Source organism: Mesorhizobium sp. M1322, from assembly GCF_040318085.1.
Lineage (GTDB): Bacteria > Pseudomonadota > Alphaproteobacteria > Rhizobiales > Rhizobiaceae > Mesorhizobium.
Genome location: NZ_JAMYLP010000022.1, coordinates 30,314 through 57,126, shown reverse-complemented (window position 1 = coordinate 57,126; position 26,813 = coordinate 30,314). Strand labels below are relative to the sequence as shown.

Sequence of the window (26,813 nt, the reverse complement as noted above, 5' to 3'; positions counted from 1 at the left end):
TGCGGCCGGTGAAATCCGCCGAATGGAAATTGAACTGTCACCAGGCTTGTCCATTCGAATGGCCGTACGGCCCGTTTCGAAGTAAGATGGAGCACTCGGACCAAAGACCGGTCCGGCCAACACGCCTCGGGGGCGCATTTTCCGGAGCCTGCACGATGAACGAAGCTCAGGATCTGTTCTCGCTTCTGCGGCAATCGACCGATCTCGATCCGCAGGCAATCGACGCGATCCAGCGAACCATCGCGGAGGGCAAGGACCGCGAACTTTGCCGCATCAATGCGCCAGCCTTCGCCAGCAAGCATGGCCTCGACGAAGAACGCGCCATAAGCGCCTTTCTCCATGCGGCACGGGTGGGCATCTTCGACATTTCCTGGAATGTTCTGTGCCCCGGCTGTGGCGGCGTGCTCGACACCAACGCCACGCTGAAAACCCTGCAGAAGGACGAATACACCTGCGCGCTGTGCTCCGAGGGCTATTCGCCGACCCTCGACGAGATGGTCGAGGTGACATTCACCGTCAGTCCCCGCGTGCGCAGGATTGCCGCTCACAATCCACACGAACTGCCGTTGATGGAATACTTCCGCCAGATCTACTGGGGGTCCGGCGTCGATCTGCCGGAAGAGGATTTCCCGAAAAAGATAGAAGCGTTCTCGCTGGAGGATATCGAGCTTGCGCCCGGTGAAAAGGCGGTTCTGCCCATACAGATTCCGTCCGAATTCATCATCGTCTTCGAGCCGGTCACCCATTCAGTGCAGTTCATCGACGGGAAGGGCGAACCAACAAAAGAGCGCCGAAGCCTCTCTTTGGTCTTCGACCGCGACCATGTCCAGAACCAGACGCTGGAGATGCAACCCGGGCCGTTGCGCATTTCGCTGGAGAACAGGACCGACACCCGCGTGCTGCCGACGGTCTTCATCGCCGGCCAGCTATTGCATGATTTCCTGGGCAAACGCCGGCCCTTCCTGACCGCCAAGCGCCTGCTCACCAACCAGACGTTCCGCGATCTCTATCGCACGGATACGCTCGACATCAACCAGCGCCTGAAGATCACCAGCCTGACCTTCCTATTCACCGATCTGCGCGGATCGACCGAGCTTTACGAGCGGGTGGGCGATCTTTCAGCCTTCGATCTCGTGCGCGAGCATTTCCAGATTCTGCATGAGATCGTCGCGGCGGAGGCAGGCGCAGTGGTGAAGACGATCGGTGATGCGGTGATGGCGACCTTCGCGACGCCTGATCGCGCGATTGCTGCGGCCCTCAGGATGCGCGATGCCATGCGTGCGCTCAACGACAAGAGCGGTCGCGAGGATCTGCTGCTCAAGATTGGAGTCCATGCCGGCCCCTGCATCGCCGTGTCCATGAACGAGCGACAGGACTATTTCGGCCAGACGGTCAACATTGCTTCGCGGGTCCAGAACCTTGCCAACGCGCAGGCGATCTTCGCCACTCGTACGGTGGTCGACGACAATCTCACCGCCGATCTGTTGCACAGAAATGCGCTGACGCCGGTGCCCCACGAGGTTTCGCTGCGCGGCATTGAACGGGAGATAGCAGTCTATACGATCCCCTGAAAACTTGGCCCCTGAAGATTTGGCCCCTGATTCGGGTCGTCTCGTCTCCCTCAGACGCGCCTGGAGACAAAATACCGATCGGCGGGCTCCGAAGTCGGCGGCGGGAGGCGTTGCAGCAGCGGGTGATCGAGCGGCGTGCCACTGACCGCGAAGCCGCCGACGCGAAGCAGGCGCGCAATCAGATCGGGAAGCCAGGTAGAGGTCACTGCATCGCGATCGTCATAGCCGGTGCCGATGTCGGCATGAACAAGAGCGGCGTCGATGCCAATGAACTTGCGGGCCGTCTCGCGTATTTCGCCGAGCACGAGGTTTTCAGCGTCGGGAATTGAGCTGGCGTGTGCGCCAACTTCGCGGTCGAACACCACGATCCGGCGCCCGGGCAGGCGCTCGCGCAGATGGTGGAACGTCCTGCCATTGCCGAGGCCGAGCTCGAGCACAAGCCCCTCCATCTTCGCCACCTCGGGGCAGATTTGATTGAGAATGTCGCGCTGTGCGGTCATCCTGCTGATGAAATTATCGAGGCGACTCATAGCGATTGTATGTCCTGAACCAGCAGCCCCGATCGAGGCTTGCCGCATATAGAGGCGAACGACGAACCTTGCAATAACGCAACCGGCCGCCGACAAAGCATCATACGAGTCGTCGGCAGGCCGCGCGGCGGAATAGCGATCTCACTTGTAGGGGTCTGCGGCGTCCCGCAGGCCGTCGCCGAGGAAGTTGAACGCCAAGATGACGAGAACGACGGGGAGCATCGGCAAAAGCAGCCATGGATAGAACGCGATGACGCTGACGCTGCGCGCCTCGGTGAGCAGGATGCCCCAGCTGGTTATCGGCGCCCTCAGCCCGAGCCCCAGGAAGCTCAGCGCCGTCTCGCCCAGGATCATGCCGGGTATGGAGATCGTCGCCGTCGCGATCAGATGCGACATGAAGCCGGGAATGAGATGCCGCCCGATGATGCGGCTGCTTCTGGCGCCCATCAATTGCGCGGCCAGAACGTAATCCTCCTCGCGCAAGGCTAGAAGCTTTGAACGCACGGCTCGCGCCAGTCCGGTCCAGTCGAGCAACCCGAGGATGACGGTGATGCCGAAATAGATCAGGATCGGACTCCAGGTTATCGGCATGATCGCCGCCAGAGCCAGCCATAGCGGAATGCTGGGGATCGATTGCAGAACTTCGATTATCCGTTGAACGATCAGGTCGAAGATACCGCCGTGATAGCCGGCCAGTCCGCCGATGACAATGCCGAGCAGGAAGCTGAAACTGATGCCGACGAGGCCTATTGTCAGTGAAATGCGTGCGCCATAGATGATGCGCGAGAGCACATCGCGCCCCAGCCTGTCAGTGCCAGCTAGAAAGAGCTGGCCGTTTTCGGCAGGGCAGACAAAATGCCTGTCACCTTCGATCAGGCCCCAGAACTGATAACTGTCGCCCTTGCAGAAGAAACGGATCCGCTGAACATCATCCTGATTCTCGATGTAGTTCCGCTTGAGCGTGTCCATATCCAGCGTCATCTGGCGGCCATAGACGAATGGCCCGACGAGCTGGCCGTTGTGGAACAGGTGCACCCGCTGCGGCGGCGAATAGATGTAGTCCATGTTGCGCGTGTGCAGATCGTAGGGCGCCAGGAACTCGCAGATCAGTATCCCGAAATACAGCACTGCCAGGAATATGCCGGATACAACGGCAAGCCGGTGCTTTCGGAATTTCCACCACATCAGCCGCAACTGCGACGCCTGAAAGACCTTCGACTGCTCCGGCGTCATCGCCTCGACCGACTGCAGGTCAATGGGCGCGATGGAAACGTAGTGTTGCAGTGGAGCACCTGGAGCGGGCAGCGGCGAAAGCGTGTTCATTTGGTGCTGCCGCCCTGCAAACGAATTCGTGGATCAAGCAGCGCCAGCGCCAGGTCGGAAATCAGGACACCGATGACCGTCAGGAAGGCGAGGAACATCAGGAACGACCCTGCCAGATACATGTCCTGGCTTTGCAGCGCCTTGATCAGCATCGGCCCGGTCGTTTCCAAAGACAGCACGATCGCCGTGATTTCGGCGCCGGAGATGATGGCCGGCAGGATGGAGCCGATGTCGGAAATGAAGAAATTGAGCGCCATGCGCAGTGGATATTTGACCAGCGCCTTGAACGGATGAAGTCCTTTGGCGCGCGCGGTCACGACATATTGCTTGTGTAGCTCGTCGAGAAGATTGGCGCGCAGCCGCCGGATCATGCTTGCCGTGCCCCCGGTGCCGATGATCAAGACCGGAATCCAGAGATGGGCGAGGATCGACTTCGCCTTGGCCCAGCTCATCGGCTCGCCGAGATATTGCTGGTCCATGAGATGGCCGATGGATGTGCCGAACCAGATGTTGGCGAAATACATCAGGATCAGCGCCAGCATGAAGTTCGGAATGGCAAGGCCGAGAAGGCCGAAGAACGTCAGGCCGTAGTCGCCCCAGCTGTATTGATGCGTGGCGGAGTACATGCCGATCGGAAAGGCGATGAGCCAGGTGAAGATGATCGTGACGAAGGAAACCAGCACGGTCAGCCACATTCGATCGCCGACGACGTCGCGAACCGGCATCTCATATTCGAAGGAATAGCCGAAATCGCCTTGCAGCATCCCGCCGACCCAGTAGAAGTAGCGAATGACCGGTGGCTGGTCGAAACCATAGTCCTTACGCATCATCTCGATGCGATCGGAATCCACCGCCTCGCCCAGAGCCCGAAGCTCCGCAACATGGCTGTCGAAATAGTCGCCTGGTGGAAGTTCGATGATCGTGAACACCAGTGCCGATATGACCAGCAGCGTTGGAACCATCACGGCGATGCGCCAGACAAAATATCGAAGCACGCTCAGGACTCTCCAAGCCAGAATGTATCCGGCATGTAGACACCGAAATAGGCGGTCGGGTCGTAGCCGTAGAGCGCCTTGTCAGGCAGATTGCGCAGCCGTGAGGACACCAGAACCGGCTGATGCGTTCCGTTCACGGTGCCGATCGAAAACACCTGGTCGGTGTAGATAGACAGCATCGAATTCCAGATTTCGGCGCGCTCCGTGGCTTTGGTCGATCCGCTCCAGCGCTTGAGCAAAGACATCAGCTCGACCACTTCAGGAAGATCGGGCGCCTCACCGACCTTGCCGTGAGACAAGTAGTGAGCACCCCAGAGCGGCCATTGCAGCTGGTCGTCGACGGTGGGGGCCAGCTGGTATGGGTTCATGTCGGCGGTCGGCACGCCATTGTCGATGCCCGACCACATCGACATCATGATCTGGCCGCCAAGCGCGCGGCTGCGGAAGATATCGCGCTGCGAAGTCCGGATGAACAGGGCGATCCCGATCTTGCGCCAGTGATCGGTGATGAGTTCGAGCGCGTCGGTTTCCAGCGTGCTTTCGCCGGCCGTTTCCACTATGATCTTCGCCGGGCGTCCATCGGGAAGTATCCGCAGGCCGTCATCGTCACGCGTCTGAAGCCCGGCCTCGTCGAGCAGGGCATTGGCTTGGTCGGGATCATGGGCGACCCAGGCTTTCGCGAATTCCGGCCGGTAGAGCGGGCTCTCCGGCAGGACCGTATCGGCACTTTCCTGCGCCAGTCCGTAGAACACGGCCATATTGATCTCGCGCCTGTCCACAGCGAGCGACAGTGCGCGGCGCACGCGCACGTCACGCAAAAGGCCACGCCACGTCTGGTCGGCACAATTCAGATTGGGCAGCAGCGCCAGCCGCGAACCCTGTGTGCGTTTCCAGAGATGCATCTTCACCGGGTAGCGCTTCTCCGCGTCCTTCAGGAAGGCGTAATCGCTGAAGTCAATTCCCATGCTTTGCAGGTCGCTCTCGCCCGCGCCGGTCTTGGCGGAGATGATCGCCGACGAGCTGACATTCAGGACGATCCGGTCGACATAGGGCAGTTGCCGGCCATTCTCGTCTATTCGATGAAAGAACGGGTTGCGCTCGAAGACGAATTGCTCGGCCGGCGGCTTGGTCCGGTTCTGCCAGGGATCGAGCGTCGGCAGTTCCGGGTTCTCCGGCCGGTACTGCCGCGACATGCGGATATGCAGGAGCGTCCATTTCTTGGCCCGGTTCTCCTTCATTAGGCCGGCGAGCCGGAATTGATCCTGGTATTTCTTGTGGAACTGCTTGAGATAGGCAGCCGGCAGAACAAGCGGCAGCGGCGAAGCAGCAGCAAGCTTGGGCAGGAAGTCGGGATTGGGCGCATCCCAACTATAGCGGACCGTCGACGGATCGACTATCTCGAAGCGTGGCGGCTTGCCGTCCGCCAGCAGGGCCGGGGCAAGCCCGCCTTGCGAAAGCTCATCGTTCAGCCAGACATCTTCCCAGCAATAGCGAAAATCCTCCGGCGTCAGCCGGCTACCGTCGGACCATTTATGCCCTTCCCGAATCTTGAAAGTGAAGACGCGATCATCCGCTACATCGAAACTTTCGAGAATGTCGGGTTGCAGGTTAAGCTTTTCGTCATAGCCGACCAGGCGAGCATACCCGTAGATCGTCATCATCCGGATATCTTTCTGGCTGCCGATGATGGTGCGCAGCGTGCCGCCATACTGGCCGGGCTGCCGGCCCATCGCGGCGAGGTTCAATGCGCGCGGGCTCTTGGGCAGGCGTTCGGCAAGTGCCGGCAGCGCCTTGGCCTTCAGCAGCGGCTGAAGAAATTCCGGCTCCAGATCGCCGGCGCGCAACGCGCCCGGCAGAAATGCCGAAGCCATCAGGCCAAGGACGGTGCGCCGGCCAATCAATGGCGTAGCTCGCTGACATCGGCCGAACGTCGGGCCAGCACGAGGTGGCCGCCGCCAAGATCGAGCGGCGACAGCATATCCTCGTCGCCCTCGTCGCGGAATTGCGGTCCCCATGCGCTGGTGTCGGAAGCGCCGCTGAGCTGCAGCGTCTTGAAATCCATCGGCCTGTCGAGATCGGGAAAGGGTACTGCGGCAACCAATGAGCGGGTGTAGGGGTGGACCGGTTTCCTAAGCAGGATTTCGCGCGGCGCAAGCTCGACGATACGCCCGCCGCACATCACCGCGATGCGGTCTGCCATGTAGTCCACCACCGCCAGGTTGTGGGATATGAACAGGTAGGTCAGGCCCAGTTCCTTCTGCAGATCCTTCAGAAGGTTCAGGATCTGCGCCTGGACAGAGACATCGAGTGCCGAAACCGGCTCGTCGCAGATCAGGAGTTCAGGGCCCAGCGCCAACGCGCGCGCGATGCCGATACGCTGACGCTGCCCGCCGGAGAAACTGTGCGGATAACGCTTGATGAAGCGCGGATCGAGCCCGATTGCCTGCATCAGGCTCTTGACCGTGGCGAGTCGGGACGCGGCATTGCCACGTTGATGGATTTCCAGCGGCTCGCTCAAGATGTTCTCCACCGTCATGCGAGGTGAAAGCGACGAAACCGGATCCTGGAAGACCATCTGGATTTTCGCGCGCAGCATGCGCAGGGCGTCTCCCTCGGCTGCCAACACGTCGATCGGTTCATCGCGGCCGTTGAAGATCACAGAGCCGCCGCTAGGGGTGACAGCCCGCATGAGGATCTTGCTGACGGTGGTTTTGCCGGAACCGCTTTCGCCGACCAGACCCAGGCACTCACCCCGCCTGATATCGAAGCTCACACTGTCCACGGCGCGCACAGAGGTCTGATGAGCCCCGCTGAACCATCCGGACTTGCGGGTGGTGAAGGTCTTTTTCAGATCCCTGACCGACAGCAGGATGTCGTCCGGCCCCTTCGACGCCGGCGCCGTCTGCTTGCCGAGCAGGTTCCCGACATTCACCGGCACCTCGCGGAGCGCTTTTAGCCTTTCGCCAGGTTTTAGATCGAAATGCGGCACGGCTGCCATCAGGCCCTTCAGGTAAGGGTGACCTGGCCGGCGGAATATCGCCTCGACAGGTCCCGCTTCCATGATCTCGCCATGGTAGATGACCACCACCTCGTCGGCGACATTGGCGACCACGCCAAGGTCGTGCGTGATCAGTAGCATCGCCATGTTCAGCTTGGTCTGAAGCTCGCGCAGCAATTGCAGGATTTGCGCCTGGATGGTGACGTCCAGCGCCGTCGTCGGCTCGTCGGCGATCAACAAGGCGGGCCGGCAGATAAGCGCCATCGCGATCATGGCACGTTGACGCAATCCTCCCGAAAGTTCAAAGGGATACATGTCATAGGCGCGCTTGGGATTGGGAAAGCCGACAAGGCCGAGCATTTCCTCGGTCCGCGCCTTGCGCTCCGCCCGAGCCATGGGCGTATGAATCTGCAGGGATTCGCTGACCTGGTTGCCGATCGTGTGCAGCGGCGACAGCGATGTCATCGGCTCCTGAAAGATCTTGCCTATGCGGCTGCCTCTCAACGCCCGGATATCGGGTCCGTCACGCGGCATCTGCAGGATATCCTGCGTCGTGCCGGGCTTTTTAGGATCGGAAAACAGGATACGGCCGCGAACATGGGCCGTGTTCGGCAAAATGCCCATCACTGCCTGGCTGATAACCGATTTTCCGGAGCCGGACTCGCCCACAAGCGCGGTAACCTTGCCGGGCAGGACGCGAAGATTTGCACGCCTGACGGCATGCAACGGTCCCCCAACAATGGCAAAAGAGATGCCAACATCCTCGATCCGCAGCAGATCAACGCCCGAATTCATTCTCACCAGCCCCACTCTGGCAGGTCCAAAAGGCGAGACTAGCGCATTGCCAGCCTAGAGCAACTTGGATTCGAAACAATCGCCAGTTCCCTGGCGGAACGGCGACCGGACTGCATACCAAAGGCGTTCGGATCAGATCGTGGCGGTTACTGGAGCTTTCTCGGGTCGCCCGCCGACAGCCGCGCGGCATCGCGATGAAGCAGCATGACCTGTTCGGCGTCCGATATTCGGTCGTAAATCGGCTCCAGCGCACCGTCCTCATCGAGTGCGAGAGCACCCGACAGATCGGGTGAAAGCACCGTCAGCTTCTGCTTGATGCCCGCCAGTTCCTCGTTGCCGAGCGTCAGCCAGCTGTTGGCGCCGCAATAGCTGGCGAAGTCTTTGCTGGCGAGAACGCTGTGCGGATATTTCTTGGTCAGGGTTTGGAGGCGCTGGACCTCGTTTACAGCCGAGCCGAAGACAGAAAATGTGAGCCGGTCGGTAAGCCCGACATTGCCGAACATCACATTGCCGACATGCAGGCCGATACCAAAGTTTATGTCGGCCAATCCCTGCTCCTTTCTGCGCAGATTGAGATCTATCATGCGCGCTGTGGCCTTGTGCGCTGCCGCAAGAGCAGCCTGGCAGGCGATCTCGGACTGCGAGCGGTGCCTTTCGCAAGGGTAGACGGCAATGAAGCCATCGCCCAGGAAACTCATGATCTGCCCGCCTCCGCGATTGAAAGGTGCAGCAATGGCATCGAAAAACTGGTTCAGCGTATCGATGTAGATTTCGCGGCCGGAAGTTTCGGCAAGCCTTGTCGACCCGCGCATATCCGCCATGACCAGTGCGGCCCGGATTGTATCGCCCTCGCCTCGCTTGATCTGGCCGTCCAGCACGCGCCTGCCGGCGTCGCCGCCGAGATAAGTGGTCATCATGTTGTCGGCCAGCTTGGTGAGCACCGCCATCTTGGTTGCGATAGCGAGATGGTTCTGGATGCGCAGCAGCGCTGAAATCATGCTGTCGCTGAAGCCTGAAGCGCTGTCGGTGGACCAGGACCCCATCATGCCCTGGCTGGTATTGCCGTTGAAGGGATGGACGAAAGCCATGTAATCGGTCACGCCCATAAGCCTGAATTCATCGAAAACAGGAAATTCCGATGGCACCGACGGGTCGAGCCGGCGCCGCAGATGGTCGAGCTTGTTGCTGAGCAGATGGTAGTATGGGCTGGTCAGGAATCTGTCAGAATGAACGCCGTCCTCTTTGCGGAAGCCTTCCACTTCCATGCCCTGGCCGCGAAGCCAGGTGAAGCCAAGCGCGTCATAAAGCGGATGAAGCATCGAAAAGCTCAAATGCACCCGCTTCAGCGGCAGGCCGGCAGCAGCCAGCCGTTCACAAAAGCCTTTTACCAATGTTTCCAGGTCGTTGCCCGCCAGTGCCGATTGGGTCAGCCAATCGGCAACCTTATCCATGAGAATGGTGGAAATTTCTGCTTGCGCTGTGCTCATGCTATCTTGAGACCCGTCGAAGACGAGCCATTCTCCTTTGATCCGCCACAACACGGTCCACTAACGATCCAAAGATTAAGACTCTCGAAGTCTATAATGCCGCTTCGGCGGCAAAAGCCGGCGAAGGGGCATTATGTGGCGAGGCTGCCGACGGAGTGCAATCACGATCCTGACATCAGGCAAAAAATTCGCCGGCTCAGACAACCCTCAGGCCTTCATCACCGTCTCCCGGGCTAGCCCGAGGCGGCCAAAAACATTGCGTGTGTCGACGATCAGAAGAGCGTGATCAGCGATCGCCTGATAGTCGATCGCGTCGTGGTCGGTTGCAACGACGACAGCATCGAAATCCTTCAGGGCCGCCTCGGTCAATTCGACCGAGCGGCGCCCCTTGATCGCCATATGCTCCCGTGTGGTCGGGATCTCGGTAACATGCGGATCGTGGAATTCCGCCTTGCCGCCCCATTCCTCTATGAGTTCAATGAGCCGCAATGAGGGGCTTTCGCGGATGTCGGGCACATTCTTCTTATAGGCGAGCCCGATGATGAGAATGCGCGAGCGGCTGAGCGCCTTGCCGCAGCGCCGGTCCAGCGCCTTCGCCAGTTCATCGACCACATGACGCGGCATTGCCGTGTTGATCTCTGCCGCCAGCTCGATGAAGCGGGTCGGCAGTTCGTATTCGCGCGCCTTCCACGTCAGGTAGAAGGGATCGATCGGAACACAGTGCCCGCCAAGTCCGGGGCCAGGATAGAAAGGCATGTAGCCGAAGGGCTTGCTCTTTGCCGCCTCGATCACCTCCCAGATGTCGATGCCCATCGCACCGAGCACGACCTTCAACTCGTTGACCAGCGCTATGTTGACCGAGCGGAAGATGTTTTCCGTCAGCTTGACCGCCTCGGCGGTCGCCGTGGTGGAAACCGGAACGACGGTCTTGACCACGCTCTGGTAGAAAGCCTGCACGAGCGTCGCCGCTTCAACGCCGTCGCCTGCCACGACCTTGGGGATCGTCGCGACTTCAAAGCTGCGGTTGCCGGGATCCTCGCGTTCGGGCGAAAAGCCGAGGAAGAAGTCTATCTTCGACTGCAAGCCGGCTTCTTCCAGTATGGGCTTGAGCACGTCGTCGGTGGTGCCGGGATAGGTGGTCGATTCCAGCACGATCAGCTGGCCGAGACGCAGATGCTTCGCGATGGTGCCTGCCGTGTTCCTGACAAAGGAGAGGTCGGGCTCGCGGTTTTTCGTCAGCGGTGTCGGAACGCAGATGATGATGACATCGCAGACGGCCAGTTCGGCAAAATCCGCAGTGGCGCGGAACCGTCCGCTCGCCACCTGGCCGGCAAGGACTGTCGGCGTCACCGCCTCAATGTAGGATTGGCCGTTGTTCAGGCTCTCGACCTTCTGGGCTTCGATGTCGAAGCCGGAAACCGGGAAGCCGGCGCGTGCGATCGCAACCGCCAGCGGCAACCCGACATAGCCCAGTCCGATCACGCCGACTTGCGCGGCGCGCGTCGAAATCCGGTTCAGAAGACGGTCATGTGCCGATCGTGAGGCGTCCAAAAATCTGCTTTCCGTCAATTCGGACAGGCCGTCCGCTCCCATGGCGAGGCTCACCTGGCTCGCCAAGAACCCGGAGGCATATTGCGGAAAATCGATTTCCGCAAGCCGTCGTCAGACCGGCACCTTCGCCTTCAGGCTTGCGGCGGCCATCGCATAGCCGCCGGCGGCGCCGTCAATGAAATGAACGTGATCGCGCTGCAGCGGCGAGGCGACGAGGCATGTCATCAAGGCCGATTTCTGGCGGTGCAGGCCATAGTTGCAGATGCCCGCCTCTTCCGCCTGTTTCAGCCGGTTCTCGATCTGTTGCAACACATCCGCGTCAACGTCGATGGTCATCTTCAAGCCGTCGTCGAACTTCCGGAAATCCGAATTGCTGGCCACGTCGCGTTTGTAGACCTTCGGATCGAAACTGCCGATCGTCCAGCCATATCTATCGGTGATAGCCGTAAGTGTCATCAGAAACAATATCCACAGCTTCGACAGCCATCGCCATCCTGCCGGCGCCATGGCCCGCGCCTCGATATCGAGGCCGGCGGGCGGAAAACTGTAGCCCGGCCCGTTCACCGGCACCGGGTGGCCATCGCGTTCCTGCCCGCCGGCAAGGGCGATAATGTCGGAAGCCAGAAACTGAAAACCGCGCAAGTCGCGCGACGCCCCCGGTATGGCTATGATCGAGACGATTTCGCCATGCCGGGCTTCGATCGGGTTCCAGCGGCAGGAGAGGCCGGTCAGATCCGGCCGCGCGCCAGCTGGCGCAGGATCGATGCGGTAGCGCCCCGCTTTCATCTCGGCTTCCGCCCAACTGCCGCCACCGCCGGCGAACATGGCATAGAAGACCGCTTCGGAGGCCCGGAACCTCGCCACGCGAACGTCGAGGCCTTGCGCTCTTATATCCTTTATCGGCACGATTGCGGCACGCAAGGTCAGGCCCATTTCGTCCGCCACCCATCTCTGGACGGCCGCCAGCGCGTTGCGGGTGATCTCCAGCGCCGAGCCGGGAAACGCCACGAGCGCGCCGTCGCCGCCGAAGACAAAAGGAAGATCTCGCCGACCCAGCGCATTGAGCAGTGCCGAAATGACGCTGGCGCCGGCCATATTGACGGTTTTATAGCGCCCAGCCTCGATCGCCTTGGTCGAGCCAACAATGTCGGCGGTGGCCAGCGCCCAGCCATCCGGCAGAGGCCGATAGTTATCGATATCGGTAACGCTTTCGAACTTTGCGAAGACCGGCAAAGAAGCGACAAACGGATCGGACGCGGCAGCTGTTTCCATGAGCATCAGATAGCACATTCCACGGCTTGAAGGTGAAGTCGATCATGCTTCGAAATTGACTTGCGCAGGCTTTCCGATGATAGGGTCCGGCGATGCGAATTGCCTTCCACGCGCCGCTGAAGTCGCCCAATCATCCCGTTGCCTCCGGCGACCGCCAGATGGCACGGATGCTGATCAAGGCGCTGGAGCATGGAGGGCATAGCGTCGAACTAGCATCCGAATTGCGCTTCTATCTACGCGAACCGGAGCAGAAAAGTTTCGATGCGCTCAAGCTCGATGCCCGAGAGGAAGCCGCGCGGCTGACAAAGCTTTGGGATCGTGACGGCAAGCCCGATCTCTGGTTCTCCTATCATCCCTATTACAAGGCGCCCGACCTGATCGGATCCGAGCTGGCGTCGGCCTTTGCTATCCCCTATGTGACAGCGGAAGCCTCCTATTCGAGGCGGCGCAACGCCGGTTTGTGGGCCGATACGCAAGCGTTGGTGGCGCGAGCCGTCGAACAGGCAGCGCTGAACATCTGCTTCACGCAAAGGGATCGTCAGGGACTGACGGATGCGATTCCCAAGGCCGCTCTCGGTATGCTTTCGCCCTTCATCGACACATCGGCATTCCGGGAAATGCCGGCACGGGGTTGTCCGACGCGCCTCGTTACCGTCGCCATGATGCGCCCGGGCGACAAAGTCGAAAGCTATCGCATGCTGGCGCAGGCGCTCGGTTCGATCGGCCACCTGCCCTGGACCATGTCGGTCGTCGGGGATGGGCCTGCCCGTGACGAGGTCAAAGCGCAATTCGCCGGCTTGCCCGCCGACCGTATCGAATGGCTTGGTGCGATTGAGCCGGCCGCCGTGCCGGATGTCCTCTACAGTGGGGGAATTTACGTCTGGCCGGGTTACGGCGAGGCCTATGGCGTTGCCTATCTTGAAGCACAGGCCGCCGGCCTTCCGGTGGTGGCTCAGGACATCGCCGGCGTGCCGGAGGTCGTGCGGGATGGCCAGACCGGGTTTCTCACCCCGCCGGGCGATGTGGCGGCGTTCGCTTCTGCCATTGAAAGGCTTCTGACCCGTAACGACGAAAGAACCATCATGGCCGCGGAAGCCAGACGTTTCATCCTCGAAGAACGCTCCCTCGGTGTTGCAGCGGGGCGTCTGGCCGACCTTCTTGCGAAGATCCCGGTTTCATGACATCCGATCCGATCTGGCAGCCCTTGGTGGAAGAACTGGCGTTCCGGCAACGGGCGGACCGTAAGGCAGAGTTCTGGCTGCGCGACGACGACGCCGTGGATCCGACGCCTGCGCTTGATCGGCTGCTCGACCTCACCGGTGAATTCGCGGTTCCGGTCACTCTGGCCGTCATTCCGGCCCTGACTGGTGAGAGGCTTGTCGCCCGGCTTGACGAGGCGCCGCATGCCACGGTCGCCATCCATGGCTGGGCGCACCGAAATCATGCGCCCGAGGGCCAGAAAAAGCAGGAGCTCGGCGCGCATCGGCCGCGCAAGGCGGTACTCGATGATCTGGCTCGCGGGCTGTCGCACCTAACCGCCCTGCACGGCGCACGTGCCGTTCCGATGCTGGTGCCCCCCTGGAACAGGATCGACGCCGGCTTGGTAACCGACCTTGGATCGATAGGATTTGCGGCATTGTCGGCCTATGGGCCGCCGAAGCCGGCTCCACTGGCGGTCATCAACAGCAATGTCGATATCGTGGATTGGCATGGCACGCGCGGCTGCCGCGATCATGGCCTATTGGTTCAGGCTATCATCGCGCAATTACAGCATGCATTCGACGGCGGCGAACCGGTCGGCCTGCTCACCCACCATCTCGTACATGATGAATCGGCCTGGCTTTTCCTCGAACGGCTGTTCACAGTCACCGCACAGACTGAAGCCTGCGCATGGCTTTCGATCAGGACATTGATCGGGCGCAGCGCCGGCAGAGGAAAATAGCTCAGCGCTTTTTGCGCAATGAGACTGGAAATTTGAGCGTCTGGCCATCCCGCGCGGCAAAAGCACCGGCAAACCTGTCTTTGGCCAGTTTCTCGATCTCGTCCAGTTCCTCGTCGGTGCGTGTCGGATCGTGGTGAAACAGCGCGAGTCCCCGCGCACCGGCCGCCTCACAGAGCTTGACGCCCTGTTGCCATGTCGAGTGCCCGTAACCGCGGCGGTGTTCCATTTCCTCCTCGGTGTAGGTGCAATCGTAAATGACGAGGTCGGCATCTTCGATCAGGCCGAGCACCGCCTGATCGAGTTTGTCCGGCTCGTGCTCAGTGTCTGTGATCACCGCCACGACGCGGCCACCCCATTCGACCCGGTAGCCTATGCAGCCGCCCGGATGGATAAGACTGCCGGTTCGGACCACCACCCCTTCGCGCGGCCGAAGCACGTCCCCGGGTACGAAATCGCGATAGTCGAGCCTTGCCTTGCAGAACTCCAGTTTCATCGGAAACCACGGCGGCCGCATGAACTCATCGACCATCTGCCGGGTCGTCATGTGTCCTGCAAGATGCCCGGACCAAAGCGTAACCTTGACGCTCCGGTCATAAATCGGCGCAAAAGACGGCAACCCAATGATGTGATCGTAATGGCAATGGGTGAAAAGCAGGTCGAAATCGGTCACGCCCGACGCCTGAAGCGCCCCGCCGGCAGGCCGTAGGCCAGAGCCTGCATCGAACAGAAGCGTATGCTTACCGCATCGCATCTCAATGCAGATTGTGTTGCCGCCATAGCGAGAGAATTCTGGCCCCGATACCGAAATGCTGCCGCGAACGCCCCAAAACCTGACCAGGAAAACGTCGTCGTCCATGCTACCCCTTCGCAGTCCCCGCCGCCCATAGTAGCCAAACAACTGCTGCTAGAGCAATTCCAGGAAAAGTGTGAAACGGTTTTCCGTCCGGAATTGCGTCAAAACAAACAGGCGAGACAGGTTTTCTCCGGGTGACCTTCTCAGCAAGAGGACAGTGCCATCACGACGGCGAGGATCGAGCGCACGTCATTCGTTATTTGGCGCTTCGTGCGTCGATCAGATCCGCGGTCGTATGGCTTAGGCGATCGGCAAGAACCCGCAATATTTCGATGGTCATTTCCGGGAACTCCCTCATAAGCCTCAGGAAATGATCCTTGCGGATTCTCAAGGCTTCCAGCTGACTTGCCGCTCTGACGGTGGCAGTGCGGGAGCTGTTGCACAATATGGCGATCTCGCCAACAATCGAATTTGGCTGCAGTTCGGCAACTTTTATCGGTCCGCGGTCGGAATCGACCAGAATATCCGCCCTGCCTGAAAGGATGACATAGGCGGCGTCTCCCTCGTCGCCCTGCCGGAAAAGGATCTGGCCGGTGCTGTAGCTCACACGATCGGATGTGAACGCAAGCAGCTTGAGCTTTGTCGGCTCGATGGCAGAGAACAAGGGAACGCGTTGCAGCATTCCAACTTCGTCCTTGAGCAGCATTGTCGCAAACCTTCCCAACTTCGCCTTTGCCAGACTAGAGCAACGGCCGCCCAGATGGAATTCTGTTTCCGGTGGCGAGACGAACCACGCGAAAGGTGGCGAGCCCGATGTCGAGCGATCGGGCGATGCCGCCTGACAAAATGGCGTCCGCCAGCCGGAAACCCGAAGAGCCGGGTGAATTTGCGGCCGCTACGCCCCTTCGCCGAATCCCTTGACCTTGCAGCAAATTCCACCGGCAGAATGATCCCATCTGAATGTTCGTTGCTCTATGACAGCAGTTCCTTGAAGATACCGTTCCCTGCCAAAAGTGTCTCGTGTGTTCCGTCTTCCACCAATTGACCCGAGTCGAAGACGATAACGCGATCGAACATCATCGCCATTGCCGGATTCGTCAGGACCCACACAATTGCCGGCGAATGGCCGTCGCGCCTGGCTTCCTCGATCACGTTTCGCAGCACCTTATCCTGCATGCGCTGGTCGAGCGCCGACAGCGGCCGGTTGAGAATGAGAAAATCGGGACGCTTGAGCAGGGCTCGGGCAACATCGAGCTTCTGTCGCTGTCCACCGGTCAGCCGCCTGCCGCCGGCTCCGACGTTGAAGTCCAGGCCGACATCCAGAAGTTCGGCATAAAGCCCCAGTTCGTCAAGAATGTCATAGACGATGGTCCGTATGCGGTCCGGCGCGTCGGGATGGTTGTTGCCCACACGCCCGAACAGGACATTATCCATGACGGTGGCCGCGGCAATGTATTTGGCAGGATCGTACCGTTCGATCGCATTTTGCAGCTCGGGCGGCAGATTTTCATAGAACCGGTTGCGTGCAGCGACGATCTTGCTCATCAGTTCGTCGCTCAGCAGTCCGAAACGGTGCCGGGGCTCGATATAGGCAAAGCTCAAGGAGACGATCATGGCGCGGTCGCTCTCCGAAACCGCCTCGTAGGCCCGGTTCTTGAGCCGTTGCAGCAAGGTTTCGTAGGTGGGGATCTCCTCGGCGCTCATGAAGGCGAGCTGCTGGAAGAACTGGTGATCGGGCGGCAGGTCGGCAAATAGCTCGATCGCCTGTTCGGCGATCTCCATGCCCATTTCGTAGAGCGTGCGGTCGAGGCCGGCTTGCCTCAGCACAGAAGCAAAATAGGGATTGGCCGCTAGAGCCCTGTCGGCCAGTTCGGGGCCGGCGGCAGCGCCGAAGAGCAGGTTTTGGCCGATTGTCGCTTCCTTGTTGTAGGCGCCCGGTTCGAAAGGAACCACCAGTCCGCTCAGCCCTTCGCGTTCCAGCCGGGTTCGCAGCGCCGCACGCAGTTCGACGATCCGCCTGGCAAGCTCCGTATGGCGCGTGAGGTCGGCCGAAGAGCGCAAGCCGAGATCCAGGATGTCGCGCGACAGAACAACCGCGTCGAGCACCCGGCGCACGGCTTCAAAAAGGTCGTGCGGACCGGTAGCGCCGGCGGCAGCATAGTCGATCCAGTCGCTGTGGATATCAAGCTCCGGATTGCCCGACCGGCGCGCCTCGTGGATGTTCCAGCGGTGCTGGTCTGCCGCGGCACCGTCATAAGTCACCGATGTCAGCGGCGCATGCTTCAACCCGTAGAGCAGGTTATCGCGGAGGCTTGCCTGGAACAGGAAAACATCCGATGAGGCATAGGACATGCGCCGGCCGGTCACTGCTTCGGGGAGTTCAAGCAGGTCGTCGGCGCCCGAAACGACCCTTCCGCTATCCGGCCAGTTCAGCCGCGCGAAGGCTTCTGCAAGCGCCTCGGCTCCACCTGTTGCGGTACTGACCAGCGCCACCGTCTCACCCGGCTTGACCCGGAGGGAGATACGGTCGAGGAGCATTGCACCGCCATCGTCTGCTATGGACAGACCGATCGCGGACAGGGGTTTGGTCATCGGCTCGGGAGCGTCGATCGTCAATGCCCCGATTCTCGGCGCAATGAGATCCTCGACGGTGAACTGTTCAACGACCTGCTGATATTTGACCTGGACATCCTGCCGCGCCTGATCCCAGTCGATCAGTTCCTTCATCGGTCCGGGCAGTTCCTTGTAGGCGCTGATCACGGCCACGAGCTGGCCGACGTCCAGCCGCCCCTGGATAACCAGGTACCCGCCGATCATGTAGAACAGAAAAGGCGTGATCTGCGCGAGAAAATTGTTGAGGAACTTCACCATGAATTTCCATTGGTAAAGATCGAAGCGGATCTTGAAGATGAGCCCGAGCCGGGCAGCTATGTCGGCCCGCTCGTAGTTTGATGTATCGTGGACGTGAACCGCGCCGATGCCGTCGACGATTTCGCCAATCCGGCCCGAAAGCGCGCGTGCCGTCAACTGCCGTTGGCGCCCGAGCACGATCAGCCGCCGCCGCATTCGCGGGATGAGCACGATCTGGAACGCCACGATCACGGCGGCTATCATTCCGAGCCAGAAGTTCTGGATCATGATGAACAGCATGGCCGTCAGCGCCTGGCCGCCGAGCAGCACCGGCTGCACGAAGGCATCGCCTATGAAGCCGCCCAGCGGCTCCACCTCGTCCTTCACCATGGTCGCCACTTCGGCGGATTTCACCCGCTTGAAGTAACCCGGCGGAAACCGCAGGACACGATCGAGAAGATCAAAGCGGATACGCCGCAGCATGCGTTCGCCGAGGCGGCCCTTGTAGGTGTTGATGTAGAGTTTGAACAGGCCGTTGATGACGACTAGCAAGAGGAAGACAATGCTAAGGGCAAACAGCGTCTCCTTGCGGTCGAGCTGAAAACCGGAGAAGAACTGGACCTCTCCGATGAACGGCAGGTTGTAGTGTAGCCTCATGAATGGCTGGGTCGCGCCCGGTTGCTCGAAGCCGCTACCTTGGATCGGGCCGTTGACGATCAGCTTCGGCAGGTCGAAGGACATGAAATACGGGATCATCGAAAGCATGACGATCATCAATATCCAGAGCTGCTGCTTCTTGGTGTGCGTCCAGATATAGCGGGCTAGGCTGGGTTCCATAAGCGGCTGTGGACCCTTCAGTTGAAAGCATGCAGGATGTAAAAGCACCTGCCGGCGAATGGCGTATCGGCAATTTCTTCGTCGCCAACGACAAGCTCGAAGCTGCAGCGCACGGAGATTGTCCTGCGCTCGACAATGGAATGAACCTGCGAGGCGGCGCGATCCAGTTCCGGCGCACGGTCTATGACAACGCCATGGGCATTGCTGATCAGCGAAGAAAGCAGCCGGCCAAACGGTTCGCGGCTTCTGTAGGGTTTTGGCGAATAGCCGAGCAGCACGAGGCCGCAGCTGCGCCGCTGGTGCTGGCGGATGGACGCCGATGGTCCGGACAGATGCAACAAGCTCTCTCCGGCACCGGGCAATGGCGAAGCGGCTTGCTGCATAATCACGTCCGCGAATCAACAGCCTTGCGGGAGGCAAGATTGCGTTGTGTCGCCCGAAATCCCAACATACAAGACAAATATGATGGATGTCACGCAACCACGCAATGCCGGCATTGACTGGCACGAGCAAGCCTTGGACCTCACGCGGGGAATTGCTGCCTATGTCAACTGCCCTCTAGTGGCGGGGCTGGCGCGCGTCATCGCCAAGCATCCGAATGCCGATATCGCAAACGCCTTCAACCACAAGCAGGTCGCCTGCAAGATGTGGGCGCTCGACAGGCTGTTCGAAGGCTGCGGCGGCCGGTTCGGGCGCGTATGGGTTCTGGGTGGATGGTACGGCGTATTGCCGGCAATGCTTTTCAACGACGCCCGCTTCGACGTCGCGGCGGTCGACAGCATCGACATCGATCCCGAAGTCGCGCCGGTCGCCCGGACCCTCAACCGGGAAGCCGGCGACCGGTTCCGGGCGCTGACGGCAGATATGTACGCACTCGACTATGCGGCCGTTCGGCCCGACCTGGTGGTCAATACGAGCTGCGAACACATAGCCGACCTGCGCGCCTGGCTTGCTCTGCTTCCGCGGGGCACGAATGTATTGCTGCAATCGAACGATTATTTCAGTGAGCCGACGCACATTAACTGCGTGGCTTCACTTGCAGCCTTCGAAGAAATGGCGGCGCTACGGGAGGTGCGGTTCTCCGGCGAACTGCCGACAAAAAATTATACGCGCTTCATGCTGATTGGAACTGTTTGAACGGATTTCGCCCAGAAGCGCGTAGCGCGTCGCACGAATCTCGCCAGACGCGACGCGCGTTAGAATCTATCCTCTGTTTGATCATGAACTTCTCCGAAAGCAGGCCCCACTTTTAGGGACCATGTTCGATACCGCTCGCGCAGGATTTGCGCCGAGCGACGCGCGCCTTCCAGATCGAGACGATGCGCGGCTGGCGTCGGTCCCACAAGCGCCTGTTCGATCGCTTGCGCCAAACCTTCAGGGGTTAGGTCCTTTTCCATCAGCACCGTTGCAAGACCGAGTTCTTCGAGCATCAGGGTGCGAACCGTCTGTTCGGTTTCCCCGCCGGCTGCAAATGGAACGAGCAGAGAGCGACAACCCGCGCGCAGGACATCGCAGACCGTGTTGTAACCCGCCTGCGAGACTGACAGGCGGGCGCTGGTCAGCAGGCTGGCGAAATCCTCGCGGAACCGGAAGATGGACAGGACCGGCGTCGCATTGCGTGCGATCGAGTCAAACTCGTCTTTCGGCAGGTTTGGGCCGGTGATCAAACACCATTTCCAAGCGTTGTTGGCATTCCGCGCCGCTGCGATGGTGGACCTGACAAGGCTCTTTCCGGCAGCCCCGCCGCCAACCGACACCAGAACGTCGAAGCGCTCGGAGGCCGCGGGCGATGGCGGCGCGGCAACGAGCCCTGTGTAGGTGACCTCGGCCCTGATCGCCCCAGCCAGCGGAAATGTCTTGTCAATGGTCGCGAAAGCCGGATCGCCGTGGACCATAACAAGGTCGAAATGCCTGTTGATCAGATCGACCGTTTCCTCGTTTCGGCCCGGCTTGACGCGCTCCTGAAGGATATCACGGACGGACGTCGCCAGCAGCGGTCTGGGCGACGTCGCGTCGATGGCCTCGAGCAGCGGCAGGAGTTCGAAACGCATCTGCCGGCGTCCAAATGGAAACGCCTCGACAATGACGATATCAGGCCTGCAATCCCGGAATGCCTGCAGCAGCATCTCTGAACGCCATTTCTTGAAATCATCGTCGATGGGTTTGCCCTGCAGGTCGACAAGTCCGGAAAATCCTTCATCACCGGAGGTGACAGGCGGCAGGGTTACAGATTTTACACCCAGTCCCGGAAACCCAGCGATCGGCGCTCCGCCGGTCACGACGGTTACGTCAAACCCGTCATCGACCAGAGCCGCCGCAATGCGGCTAGCGCGCGCGAGATGGCCGATACCGAGCAGGTGCTGGACATAGAAGAAAGCGCGCAGCCGCTTCATTCGGCGGCCCGCCACTCCCGCTCGAACAGTTCCTTGAGCTGTCCAATGCTTGCCATATGATCGAAATTGCCGCGCACGCGCCGCTCTGCGGCGTCGCCGAGGCGGGCGCGCAACACGGGATCACGGATCAGGCGCTCCAGCGCCTGTGCCAGGGCAATCGGGTTTTCCGTCGGAACCAGCAGCCCGGTTTCATCCGGCGATAAAAGCTCCGGCACGCCGGAAATATCGGTCGATACGCAGGCAAGCCGCTGGCTAGCAGCCTCCACCAGAACATTCGGCAGACCGTCCCGGTCGCCATTTGCGGTGATCCTGCAGGCCAGGGCGAAGATGTCGGCGCAGCGGTAGTGCTCAAGCACCTCCTCCTGCGCAAGCGCGCCTTTCCAAGAGACGCGACCATCCAGTCCGAGCTTTTGCGCCAGCGCCTTGAACCGTTCCAGTTCCTCACCGCCGCCGATATGCTCGAAGCGCCACGCCAAATCACCAGGCAAGAGGGCAAGGGCCGCCAGCAAGGTATCGTAACCTTTCTTTTCAACGGCGCGCCCAACACTCAGAACGATAACCGGTTCGTCCGGCGCCGAGCCGTCATGCTGTTTTCGCGCCTCGCCGAAACTGCCGAAGCGATCAAGGTCGAGCCCATGATAGCTCAGATGCACAGGCGAGCTGGCGTTAGGGAGTTTTTTCAGACGGTCGAAGCCGGTTTTCGTGCAAGTGACCGTCCAGCGCGCCGAGGAAAGCTTGCCAGCCAGATCCCAGTCCGCCGAAGTCCAGATGTCCTTGGCATGGGCCGAGCAGCTCCAGGGCAGGCCACGAAGCTGGCTGGCATAGCGCGTCACCGATGCCGGTGTGTGCGCGAAATGTGCATGCAGCCAGCCCGCGCCTTCCGGCCATTCGGCCGCCAGCACGAGCGCTTGCCCGAAGCGGCGCGCGCGATTGCGCGTAAAGTCGCGGCGGATATCGGTAGCCAGCGATCGGAGCGCGCGCCAGAAGCCCGGCCGCAGCAGATAAGCAAACAGCGCGCGAACCACGCGCAGCGGCTCTTCATGCAGATATTCCGGCAGATAATGGACGGGCGCTTTGATCTCGTCATGCACGGGGTGGCGTTTTGCGTCGGTCGGCCGCCGGAGCGCGACGAGTATCAGGTCGAACCCCGCACGCTCCAGACCGAGCAGTTCCTGCGCGATGAAGGTTTCCGACAGCCGCGGGTAGCCCTTCAGAACCACGACGATCTTGCGATGGCGCAACTCAGTTCATGCCTTCGATGACTGAAAGGTGATGGCCGGCCCGCCGGTCGAACAGTTCCGCGACGATTTCGGAAATGTGAGGCAGCCCTTCCAGCGTCAGATGCGGATGGCTCTGCGATGGGCCGGGCCGGTCCGGCAGCACCTTCAGTGCATCGGCAAATCGCTGGGAATCCCCAGCTTCTTCCGGCAAAAGCATCTCGATGAGGCCGAGTTCGGCTGCGCGCCGTGCTCGGATCAGTTGTTCCTCGCGGGGCTTGACGCGCGGCACGATCAGCGCCGGCTTGTCGAAAGACAGTATCTCGCAATAGGTGTTGTAACCGCCCATCGCCACGACCGCTTTGGCGCCGGCAATCAGCTCTTCCATGCGGTTGTCGAACTCGATGATCTTGATATAGGGGATCTTGGACCCCTTCTTGATCAGCTTGTTGCGCTTGCGCGCCGGCATGTAAGGCCCAAGCACGAGCAGCGCCCTATGCTGCAATTGCGGATCCTGCTGATAGGCATCAATGACGTTGTGGATCAGTTCGGCGCCGTCACCGCCGCCACCGGTGGTAACGAGGATATAGTCGCCCTCGGGCCGGTGGCCCGGCAACTCGTTCTTCTGCAGGCTCCGTTGCAGGAAACCGACGAACTTCATCTTTGCCCTGACGGCCGGCGGCACATCCAAGCCGGTCAACGGATCGTAGAAATCCGGCGGACCATAGGCCCAGACCTTGTCGTAGAGCAGGCCTATCTTGCGCATCACATCCCTGAGTGCCCACTCTGCTTCGAGCAGATGCGGCGCGTCCATCACCTCGCGCAGGCCTAGCACGAGTGTGGTGCCCCGCGTCTTGAGGTAGGACAGCGTGTCCTCGATCTCACCGCGCAGGCCGAGCGGTTCCTTGTCGACGATGAAGATATCCGGCCGGAAGGTCTCGGCTGTATGGCGGATGATCGACTGGCGCATCCTTAGCGTCTCATGCAGATCGATATCCTTTTCCAGCGAGGTGTACTCGCCGTTGCGCAACTTGATGACGCTGGGGATCTTCACGAAGTCGACACGGGCGCGGTAGTCGAAGGCGCCAGCGATAGTCGCACCCGAAATGATAAGCACCTGAAGTCCGCGGAAATCCTCAACCAGCGAATGCGCGATCGTCCGGCAGCGCTGCAAGTGGCCGAGCCCGAACGTGTCGTGGCTGTACATGAGAATTCGAGCATTTGGTACGTGCTGGGTCATTGTTGAACGTCTTTTAGAATTCTCGGCTTGAGGACCGTCGGTGGCCCGCACGAAACCATCCTCGCGAGCCTACCGACCTGTTTTGAAACATGAGGGCGCAATTTTCAATTTGTATTACCCAAGAGGGCCATATGCTGAAACCAGGAAGCTGCGTCTACTTAGCGGCCTGCTTGCCACGTGGTCCAGAAGAACCTGCATCATTTCACTGCTATTGACCATCTCGGATTCTCGGCGGCCTTGACCGCCACCGCGGACATCCTAGACATTGGGCGCGGCGGCCGCGTTTTGAAGTATCGATGCCGATGTGCGCGAGATGGGGACGCTTATTGCCTTTGCCGGCCTCGATCCGCTCTGATCGAAGAATTGTGCGGCGATCTGACGATTGCTGCGAACCTGGCGTCGACTTCGGACGTGATGACGTTGGTGACAACCAGCCGTGGTGAAGGTTCAGAAACCCCGAGAAAAGCCCGGCCGACCGCAGCTTGCCTCAACCCAGCGCCATCATCGTGATTGGCACATTCGGGCATTAGCTGTACCATTCCTACGCCGGTCGTCGACGTGGCGTGTTCCGGCGAGGGAGAAACGTCCATGTTACGATCAATTTCGCTTGCGGTTTTCCTGGCGGTCGTTCCTGCGACAGCCTTTGCAAATTCATGCCCGACCATCATGGCCGAGATCGACGCGGCGTTGCCGACAGCGACCATCGCCGAGGCCGATAAGACCAAAGTCAAGGAACTGCGTGCTCAAGGCGAGAAATTGCACGCCGCCGGCGATCATGCAGGGTCAGAGGCTGCGCTCAACCAAGCCAAGATGATGCTCGGCATATAGCTGCGATGAACGCGGCTTTCTTGACCGGCTGACCGGTTGACGCACTCTCAGGTCCGGTTGGATCACCCCAGCCCGATGCGCTTTGCGCCTTGCCGGAACAGGCCTGCGGCGTCCGGCTCGAAGCGGAAGGTGCCGATGAAATCGTCGGCACAGTAGTTCGGCACCGTCTTGCGGATGGCGGCCGCGAAAGTGCGGGCCTCGTCAAGCCTCCCCGCCAGCGCAAGGCAGTGGGCTGCGATCGCCAGGATGATGGCGTGGGCATTGGGGCGGGCGGCGGCTTTCAGCGCCCATTCGGCGGCCTCGTCGAACTGGCCGAGACGGACATGCGCCATCGCCCTGGCGCCAAGCATGCCGAACAGCAGCGGATCGAACGGGCTCAGATGGCGCGAGTGATCGGATGAACCGATCGCCGCGTTCGGATCGCCCGCCTGCGAGTGCACGAACGAAAGCGCGTAGTGACCGAGCGCAAAGTTCGGGCTGAGATCCACGGCCCGTTCCAGCTCGATGAGAGAGCCGTCCTGCTCGCCGCGCAGCCACAGCGCCCGGCCCATAGCCCAGTGCGCGGCCGGATTGTGATCGTCGACCAGAAGACTTTGGCCGGCTGCCTCGAAGGCGAGCGCGCTTTCCTGATCGCGGTCTCCCCAGCGCTGAAAGGCGTTTTGCCAGTGGGTGAAGGACAGGCCGGCATAAGCGCGGGCGAAGGTCGGATCCAGCTTCAAGGCCATGTCGAAGAAATGCCGGGCCTGCTCGTTTTCCGTGCGGGTGAAGCGATACATGTGCCAGAGACCGCGATGATAGGCCTCCCAGGCATTCAGCGAGTTGGGCGCTTTCAGCATGGCGCGGTTGCGCTCGACCATCTCGATCTCGGCCGAGATCGACGAGACGATGCTGTTGCCGATATCGTCGAGGACGGCAAAGATATCGTCGGGCTTGCGTTCGAACGTGTCGGCCCAGACGATCCTGGCCGTGCGAACCTCGACAAGTTCGATGCTGACCACGACGCGGCCTGCCTGGCTGCGCACTGTCCCGGTGGTCACATAATCGACATTGAGCCGCCGGCCGGCATCTTCCGGCGCGATGTTTTTCTCGGCCAGCGCAAAGACCGAGCCGCGGGCGATGACGAAGAAGTCCCGGAGCTTGGCCAGGCGGGTGATGATGTCGTGGGTGAGACCGTCGGCCAATCCGCCGCGAGTGGGGCCACCACGTGGGGGGCCTCCGCGAGGGTCCCCACAAACACCAGAAACAGCCGCCTCCTCGACAAACGGCATTATCGCGAGCGAGGTCTTGCACGATGCAGCAACACCGGAATCGGGAAGCACAATTGACGCCTGCGGGGCCGCCGGCAAGGGTGCCGGTCGCGCCTGGAGCGTCGCGGCAGGTCGTTCGCTGCGGATCGTCCGCCATGCGTCACGAACGGGTTCGAAATCCAGATCCTCCGAAGCAAACAGCTGCGCCGCAGAAGCGAGATGTTCCTCGCACGCGGCAATCTGGCCGCGCTGCGCCAGCCTTGCCAGAAGAGCCACATGCGCGCGCCCGTCGAAGGGAGCGAGTTCCAGCCACTTTTCCAGATGCGCGGACATTTCGTCGGCATCCGCCGGGAGCTTGTTGACGAGATGTTCCAGAATGGCGGCGTGCCAGGAGCTGAAGCGGCGGCGCTGCGCGATCAGCCAGCTGTTGAAATGCGGGCTGCGGTCGATCTCCAGCCCGTCGAGGAAATCTCCGACGAACAGTCCGGACAGGGCCTGCAGCCGCTCAAGATCGAGCATCTCGATTCCTCCAGCGGCGGCCGAGGCGACGTCGATCGCGTCGACGGAAACACCTTTCAGATCAAGCGCGATCGTGTCGCCTGACGTTTCGATCCTGCGGCGATCCGGTTCGTCGAGAATGCCCCTGAGCTTGCTGAGGCACCAGCGAAGCTCGCCCCTCGGATCGTTCGGCACATCCCACAGCAGCTCGCACAGACGGCTGCGGCCGACGGCACGCGGCGCAAGCGCCAGATAGGCGAAGAGCGCGCGCAGCTTGCGCGATGCCGGCAGTTGCACGGTGGCGCCGTCGCGGATGACCGTCAGCGGTCCGAGCAGCCGCACGGACAGCCCGGCCGTTGCGCCGTCCAGGCTCGATCGAGCGGATTCCACGTGCGTTTCCACGCTTGCTCCCACGCTGGCCAGTTGTCCTGTGTTCTACCATCGAA

21 protein-coding genes are annotated in these 26,813 nt (G+C 60.8%); 6 read left to right on the top strand and 15 right to left on the bottom strand.

What is annotated here, in order from left to right; translation table 11 throughout:
- The first annotated feature begins 155 nt into the window (after nt 1-155).
- Complete coding sequence (locus tag NKH12_RS11420) at nt 156-1,571, top strand: adenylate/guanylate cyclase domain-containing protein (RefSeq protein ID WP_352953199.1); 1,416 nt, start codon at nt 156-158, stop codon at nt 1,569-1,571.
- 50 nt (nt 1,572-1,621) lie between these two features.
- On the opposite strand, the gene NKH12_RS11415 is transcribed toward NKH12_RS11420, so the two are convergent.
- From NKH12_RS11415 to NKH12_RS11380, 8 genes are all read right to left on the bottom strand, one after another.
- Nucleotides 1,622-2,101 carry a class I SAM-dependent methyltransferase gene (locus tag NKH12_RS11415; protein WP_352953198.1) on the bottom strand — a complete coding sequence of 160 codons (480 nt, stop codon included), beginning with the start codon at nt 2,099-2,101 and terminating at the stop codon, nt 1,622-1,624.
- 141 nt (nt 2,102-2,242) lie between these two features.
- Complete coding sequence (locus tag NKH12_RS11410; protein ID WP_352953197.1) at nt 2,243-3,424, bottom strand: ABC transporter permease; 1,182 nt, start codon at nt 3,422-3,424, stop codon at nt 2,243-2,245.
- Nucleotides 3,421-4,419: an ABC transporter permease gene (locus NKH12_RS11405; RefSeq protein ID WP_254023574.1), complete on the bottom strand. Its 999-nt coding sequence runs from the start codon at nt 4,417-4,419 to the stop codon at nt 3,421-3,423. Before NKH12_RS11405 ends, NKH12_RS11410 begins: the two co-directional genes overlap by 4 nt.
- 2 nt (nt 4,420-4,421) lie before the next feature.
- Entirely contained in the window at nt 4,422-6,320 is a 1,899-nt protein-coding gene (locus NKH12_RS11400) for an ABC transporter substrate-binding protein (RefSeq protein WP_352953196.1), read from the bottom strand.
- Nucleotides 6,317-8,212, bottom strand: coding sequence for an ABC transporter ATP-binding protein (locus tag NKH12_RS11395; RefSeq protein WP_352953195.1), 1,896 nt, complete (start codon nt 8,210-8,212; stop codon nt 6,317-6,319). The genes NKH12_RS11400 and NKH12_RS11395 overlap by 4 nt, the downstream gene beginning before the upstream one ends.
- A gap of 146 nt (nt 8,213-8,358) precedes the next feature.
- A complete protein-coding gene (locus NKH12_RS11390; protein WP_352953194.1) occupies nt 8,359-9,699 on the bottom strand; it encodes an adenylate/guanylate cyclase domain-containing protein in 1,341 nt (446 codons plus the stop codon).
- 207 nt (nt 9,700-9,906) lie between these two features.
- Nucleotides 9,907-11,250 carry a nucleotide sugar dehydrogenase gene (locus NKH12_RS11385; RefSeq protein WP_352953211.1) on the bottom strand — a complete coding sequence of 448 codons (1,344 nt, stop codon included), beginning with the start codon at nt 11,248-11,250 and terminating at the stop codon, nt 9,907-9,909.
- Between the two features lie 111 nt (nt 11,251-11,361).
- Nucleotides 11,362-12,540: a DUF3095 domain-containing protein gene (locus NKH12_RS11380; RefSeq protein ID WP_352953193.1), complete on the bottom strand. Its 1,179-nt coding sequence runs from the start codon at nt 12,538-12,540 to the stop codon at nt 11,362-11,364.
- A 74-nt stretch (nt 12,541-12,614) separates the two neighbouring features.
- Here NKH12_RS11380 and NKH12_RS11375 point away from each other — a divergent pair, with 74 nt between their 5' ends.
- Together NKH12_RS11375 and NKH12_RS11370 are read left to right on the top strand one after the other, a co-directional pair.
- Nucleotides 12,615-13,703, top strand: a complete 1,089-nt coding sequence (locus NKH12_RS11375) for a glycosyltransferase family 4 protein (RefSeq protein WP_352953192.1) — start codon at nt 12,615-12,617, stop codon at nt 13,701-13,703.
- Nucleotides 13,700-14,464 (top strand): polysaccharide deacetylase family protein, encoded by a 765-nt coding sequence (locus NKH12_RS11370; RefSeq protein ID WP_352953191.1) that lies wholly within the window; start codon nt 13,700-13,702, stop codon nt 14,462-14,464. Before NKH12_RS11375 ends, NKH12_RS11370 begins: the two co-directional genes overlap by 4 nt.
- Before the next feature lies 1 nt (nt 14,465).
- Here the strand turns inward: NKH12_RS11370 and NKH12_RS11365 are convergent, their stop codons facing one another.
- The 3 genes from NKH12_RS11365 to NKH12_RS11355 all read right to left on the bottom strand — a co-directional run bounded on the left by NKH12_RS11365 (nt 14,466) and on the right by NKH12_RS11355 (nt 18,944).
- Nucleotides 14,466-15,320, bottom strand: a complete 855-nt coding sequence (locus NKH12_RS11365; RefSeq protein WP_352953190.1) for an MBL fold metallo-hydrolase — start codon at nt 15,318-15,320, stop codon at nt 14,466-14,468.
- 193 nt (nt 15,321-15,513) lie between these two features.
- Nucleotides 15,514-15,963 (bottom strand): cyclic nucleotide-binding domain-containing protein, encoded by a 450-nt coding sequence (locus NKH12_RS11360; RefSeq protein ID WP_352953189.1) that lies wholly within the window; start codon nt 15,961-15,963, stop codon nt 15,514-15,516.
- A 266-nt stretch (nt 15,964-16,229) separates the two neighbouring features.
- Nucleotides 16,230-18,944 (bottom strand): ABC transporter transmembrane domain-containing protein, encoded by a 2,715-nt coding sequence (locus NKH12_RS11355; protein WP_352953188.1) that lies wholly within the window; start codon nt 18,942-18,944, stop codon nt 16,230-16,232.
- Nucleotides 18,945-18,973: 29 nt separating this feature from the next.
- Between NKH12_RS11355 and NKH12_RS11350 the strand changes: the two genes are divergently transcribed.
- Nucleotides 18,974-19,444 (top strand): hypothetical protein, encoded by a 471-nt coding sequence (locus NKH12_RS11350; RefSeq protein WP_352953187.1) that lies wholly within the window; start codon nt 18,974-18,976, stop codon nt 19,442-19,444.
- Nucleotides 19,407-20,081 (top strand): class I SAM-dependent methyltransferase, encoded by a 675-nt coding sequence (locus NKH12_RS11345; protein ID WP_502910779.1) that lies wholly within the window; start codon nt 19,407-19,409, stop codon nt 20,079-20,081. The genes NKH12_RS11350 and NKH12_RS11345 overlap by 38 nt, the downstream gene beginning before the upstream one ends.
- 59 nt (nt 20,082-20,140) lie before the next feature.
- Here NKH12_RS11345 and NKH12_RS11340 read toward each other — a convergent pair whose 3' ends face one another.
- The 3 genes from NKH12_RS11340 to NKH12_RS11330 are packed head-to-tail and all read right to left on the bottom strand — an operon-like array spanning nt 20,141 to nt 23,794.
- The gene (locus NKH12_RS11340; RefSeq protein ID WP_352953186.1) at nt 20,141-21,337 is read right to left on the bottom strand and encodes a glycosyltransferase family protein; all 1,197 of its coding nucleotides are present in this window, start codon (nt 21,335-21,337) and stop codon (nt 20,141-20,143) included.
- A complete protein-coding gene (locus NKH12_RS11335) occupies nt 21,334-22,578 on the bottom strand; it encodes a glycosyltransferase (protein ID WP_352953185.1) in 1,245 nt (414 codons plus the stop codon). The genes NKH12_RS11340 and NKH12_RS11335 overlap by 4 nt, the downstream gene beginning before the upstream one ends.
- A 1-nt stretch (nt 22,579) precedes the next feature.
- On the bottom strand, nt 22,580-23,794 hold the full coding sequence (locus tag NKH12_RS11330; RefSeq protein WP_352953184.1) for a glycosyltransferase family protein: 1,215 nt from the start codon (nt 23,792-23,794) through the stop codon (nt 22,580-22,582).
- 588 nt (nt 23,795-24,382) lie between these two features.
- On the opposite strand from NKH12_RS11330, the gene NKH12_RS11325 reads away from it, so the two are divergent.
- Nucleotides 24,383-24,622, top strand: a complete 240-nt coding sequence (locus tag NKH12_RS11325; RefSeq protein WP_352953183.1) for a PA2433 domain-containing protein — start codon at nt 24,383-24,385, stop codon at nt 24,620-24,622.
- Between the two features lie 62 nt (nt 24,623-24,684).
- Here NKH12_RS11325 and NKH12_RS11320 read toward each other — a convergent pair whose 3' ends face one another.
- The gene (locus NKH12_RS11320) at nt 24,685-26,757 is read right to left on the bottom strand and encodes a transcriptional regulator (RefSeq protein ID WP_352953182.1); all 2,073 of its coding nucleotides are present in this window, start codon (nt 26,755-26,757) and stop codon (nt 24,685-24,687) included.
- Between the last annotated feature and the right edge of the window lie 56 nt (nt 26,758-26,813).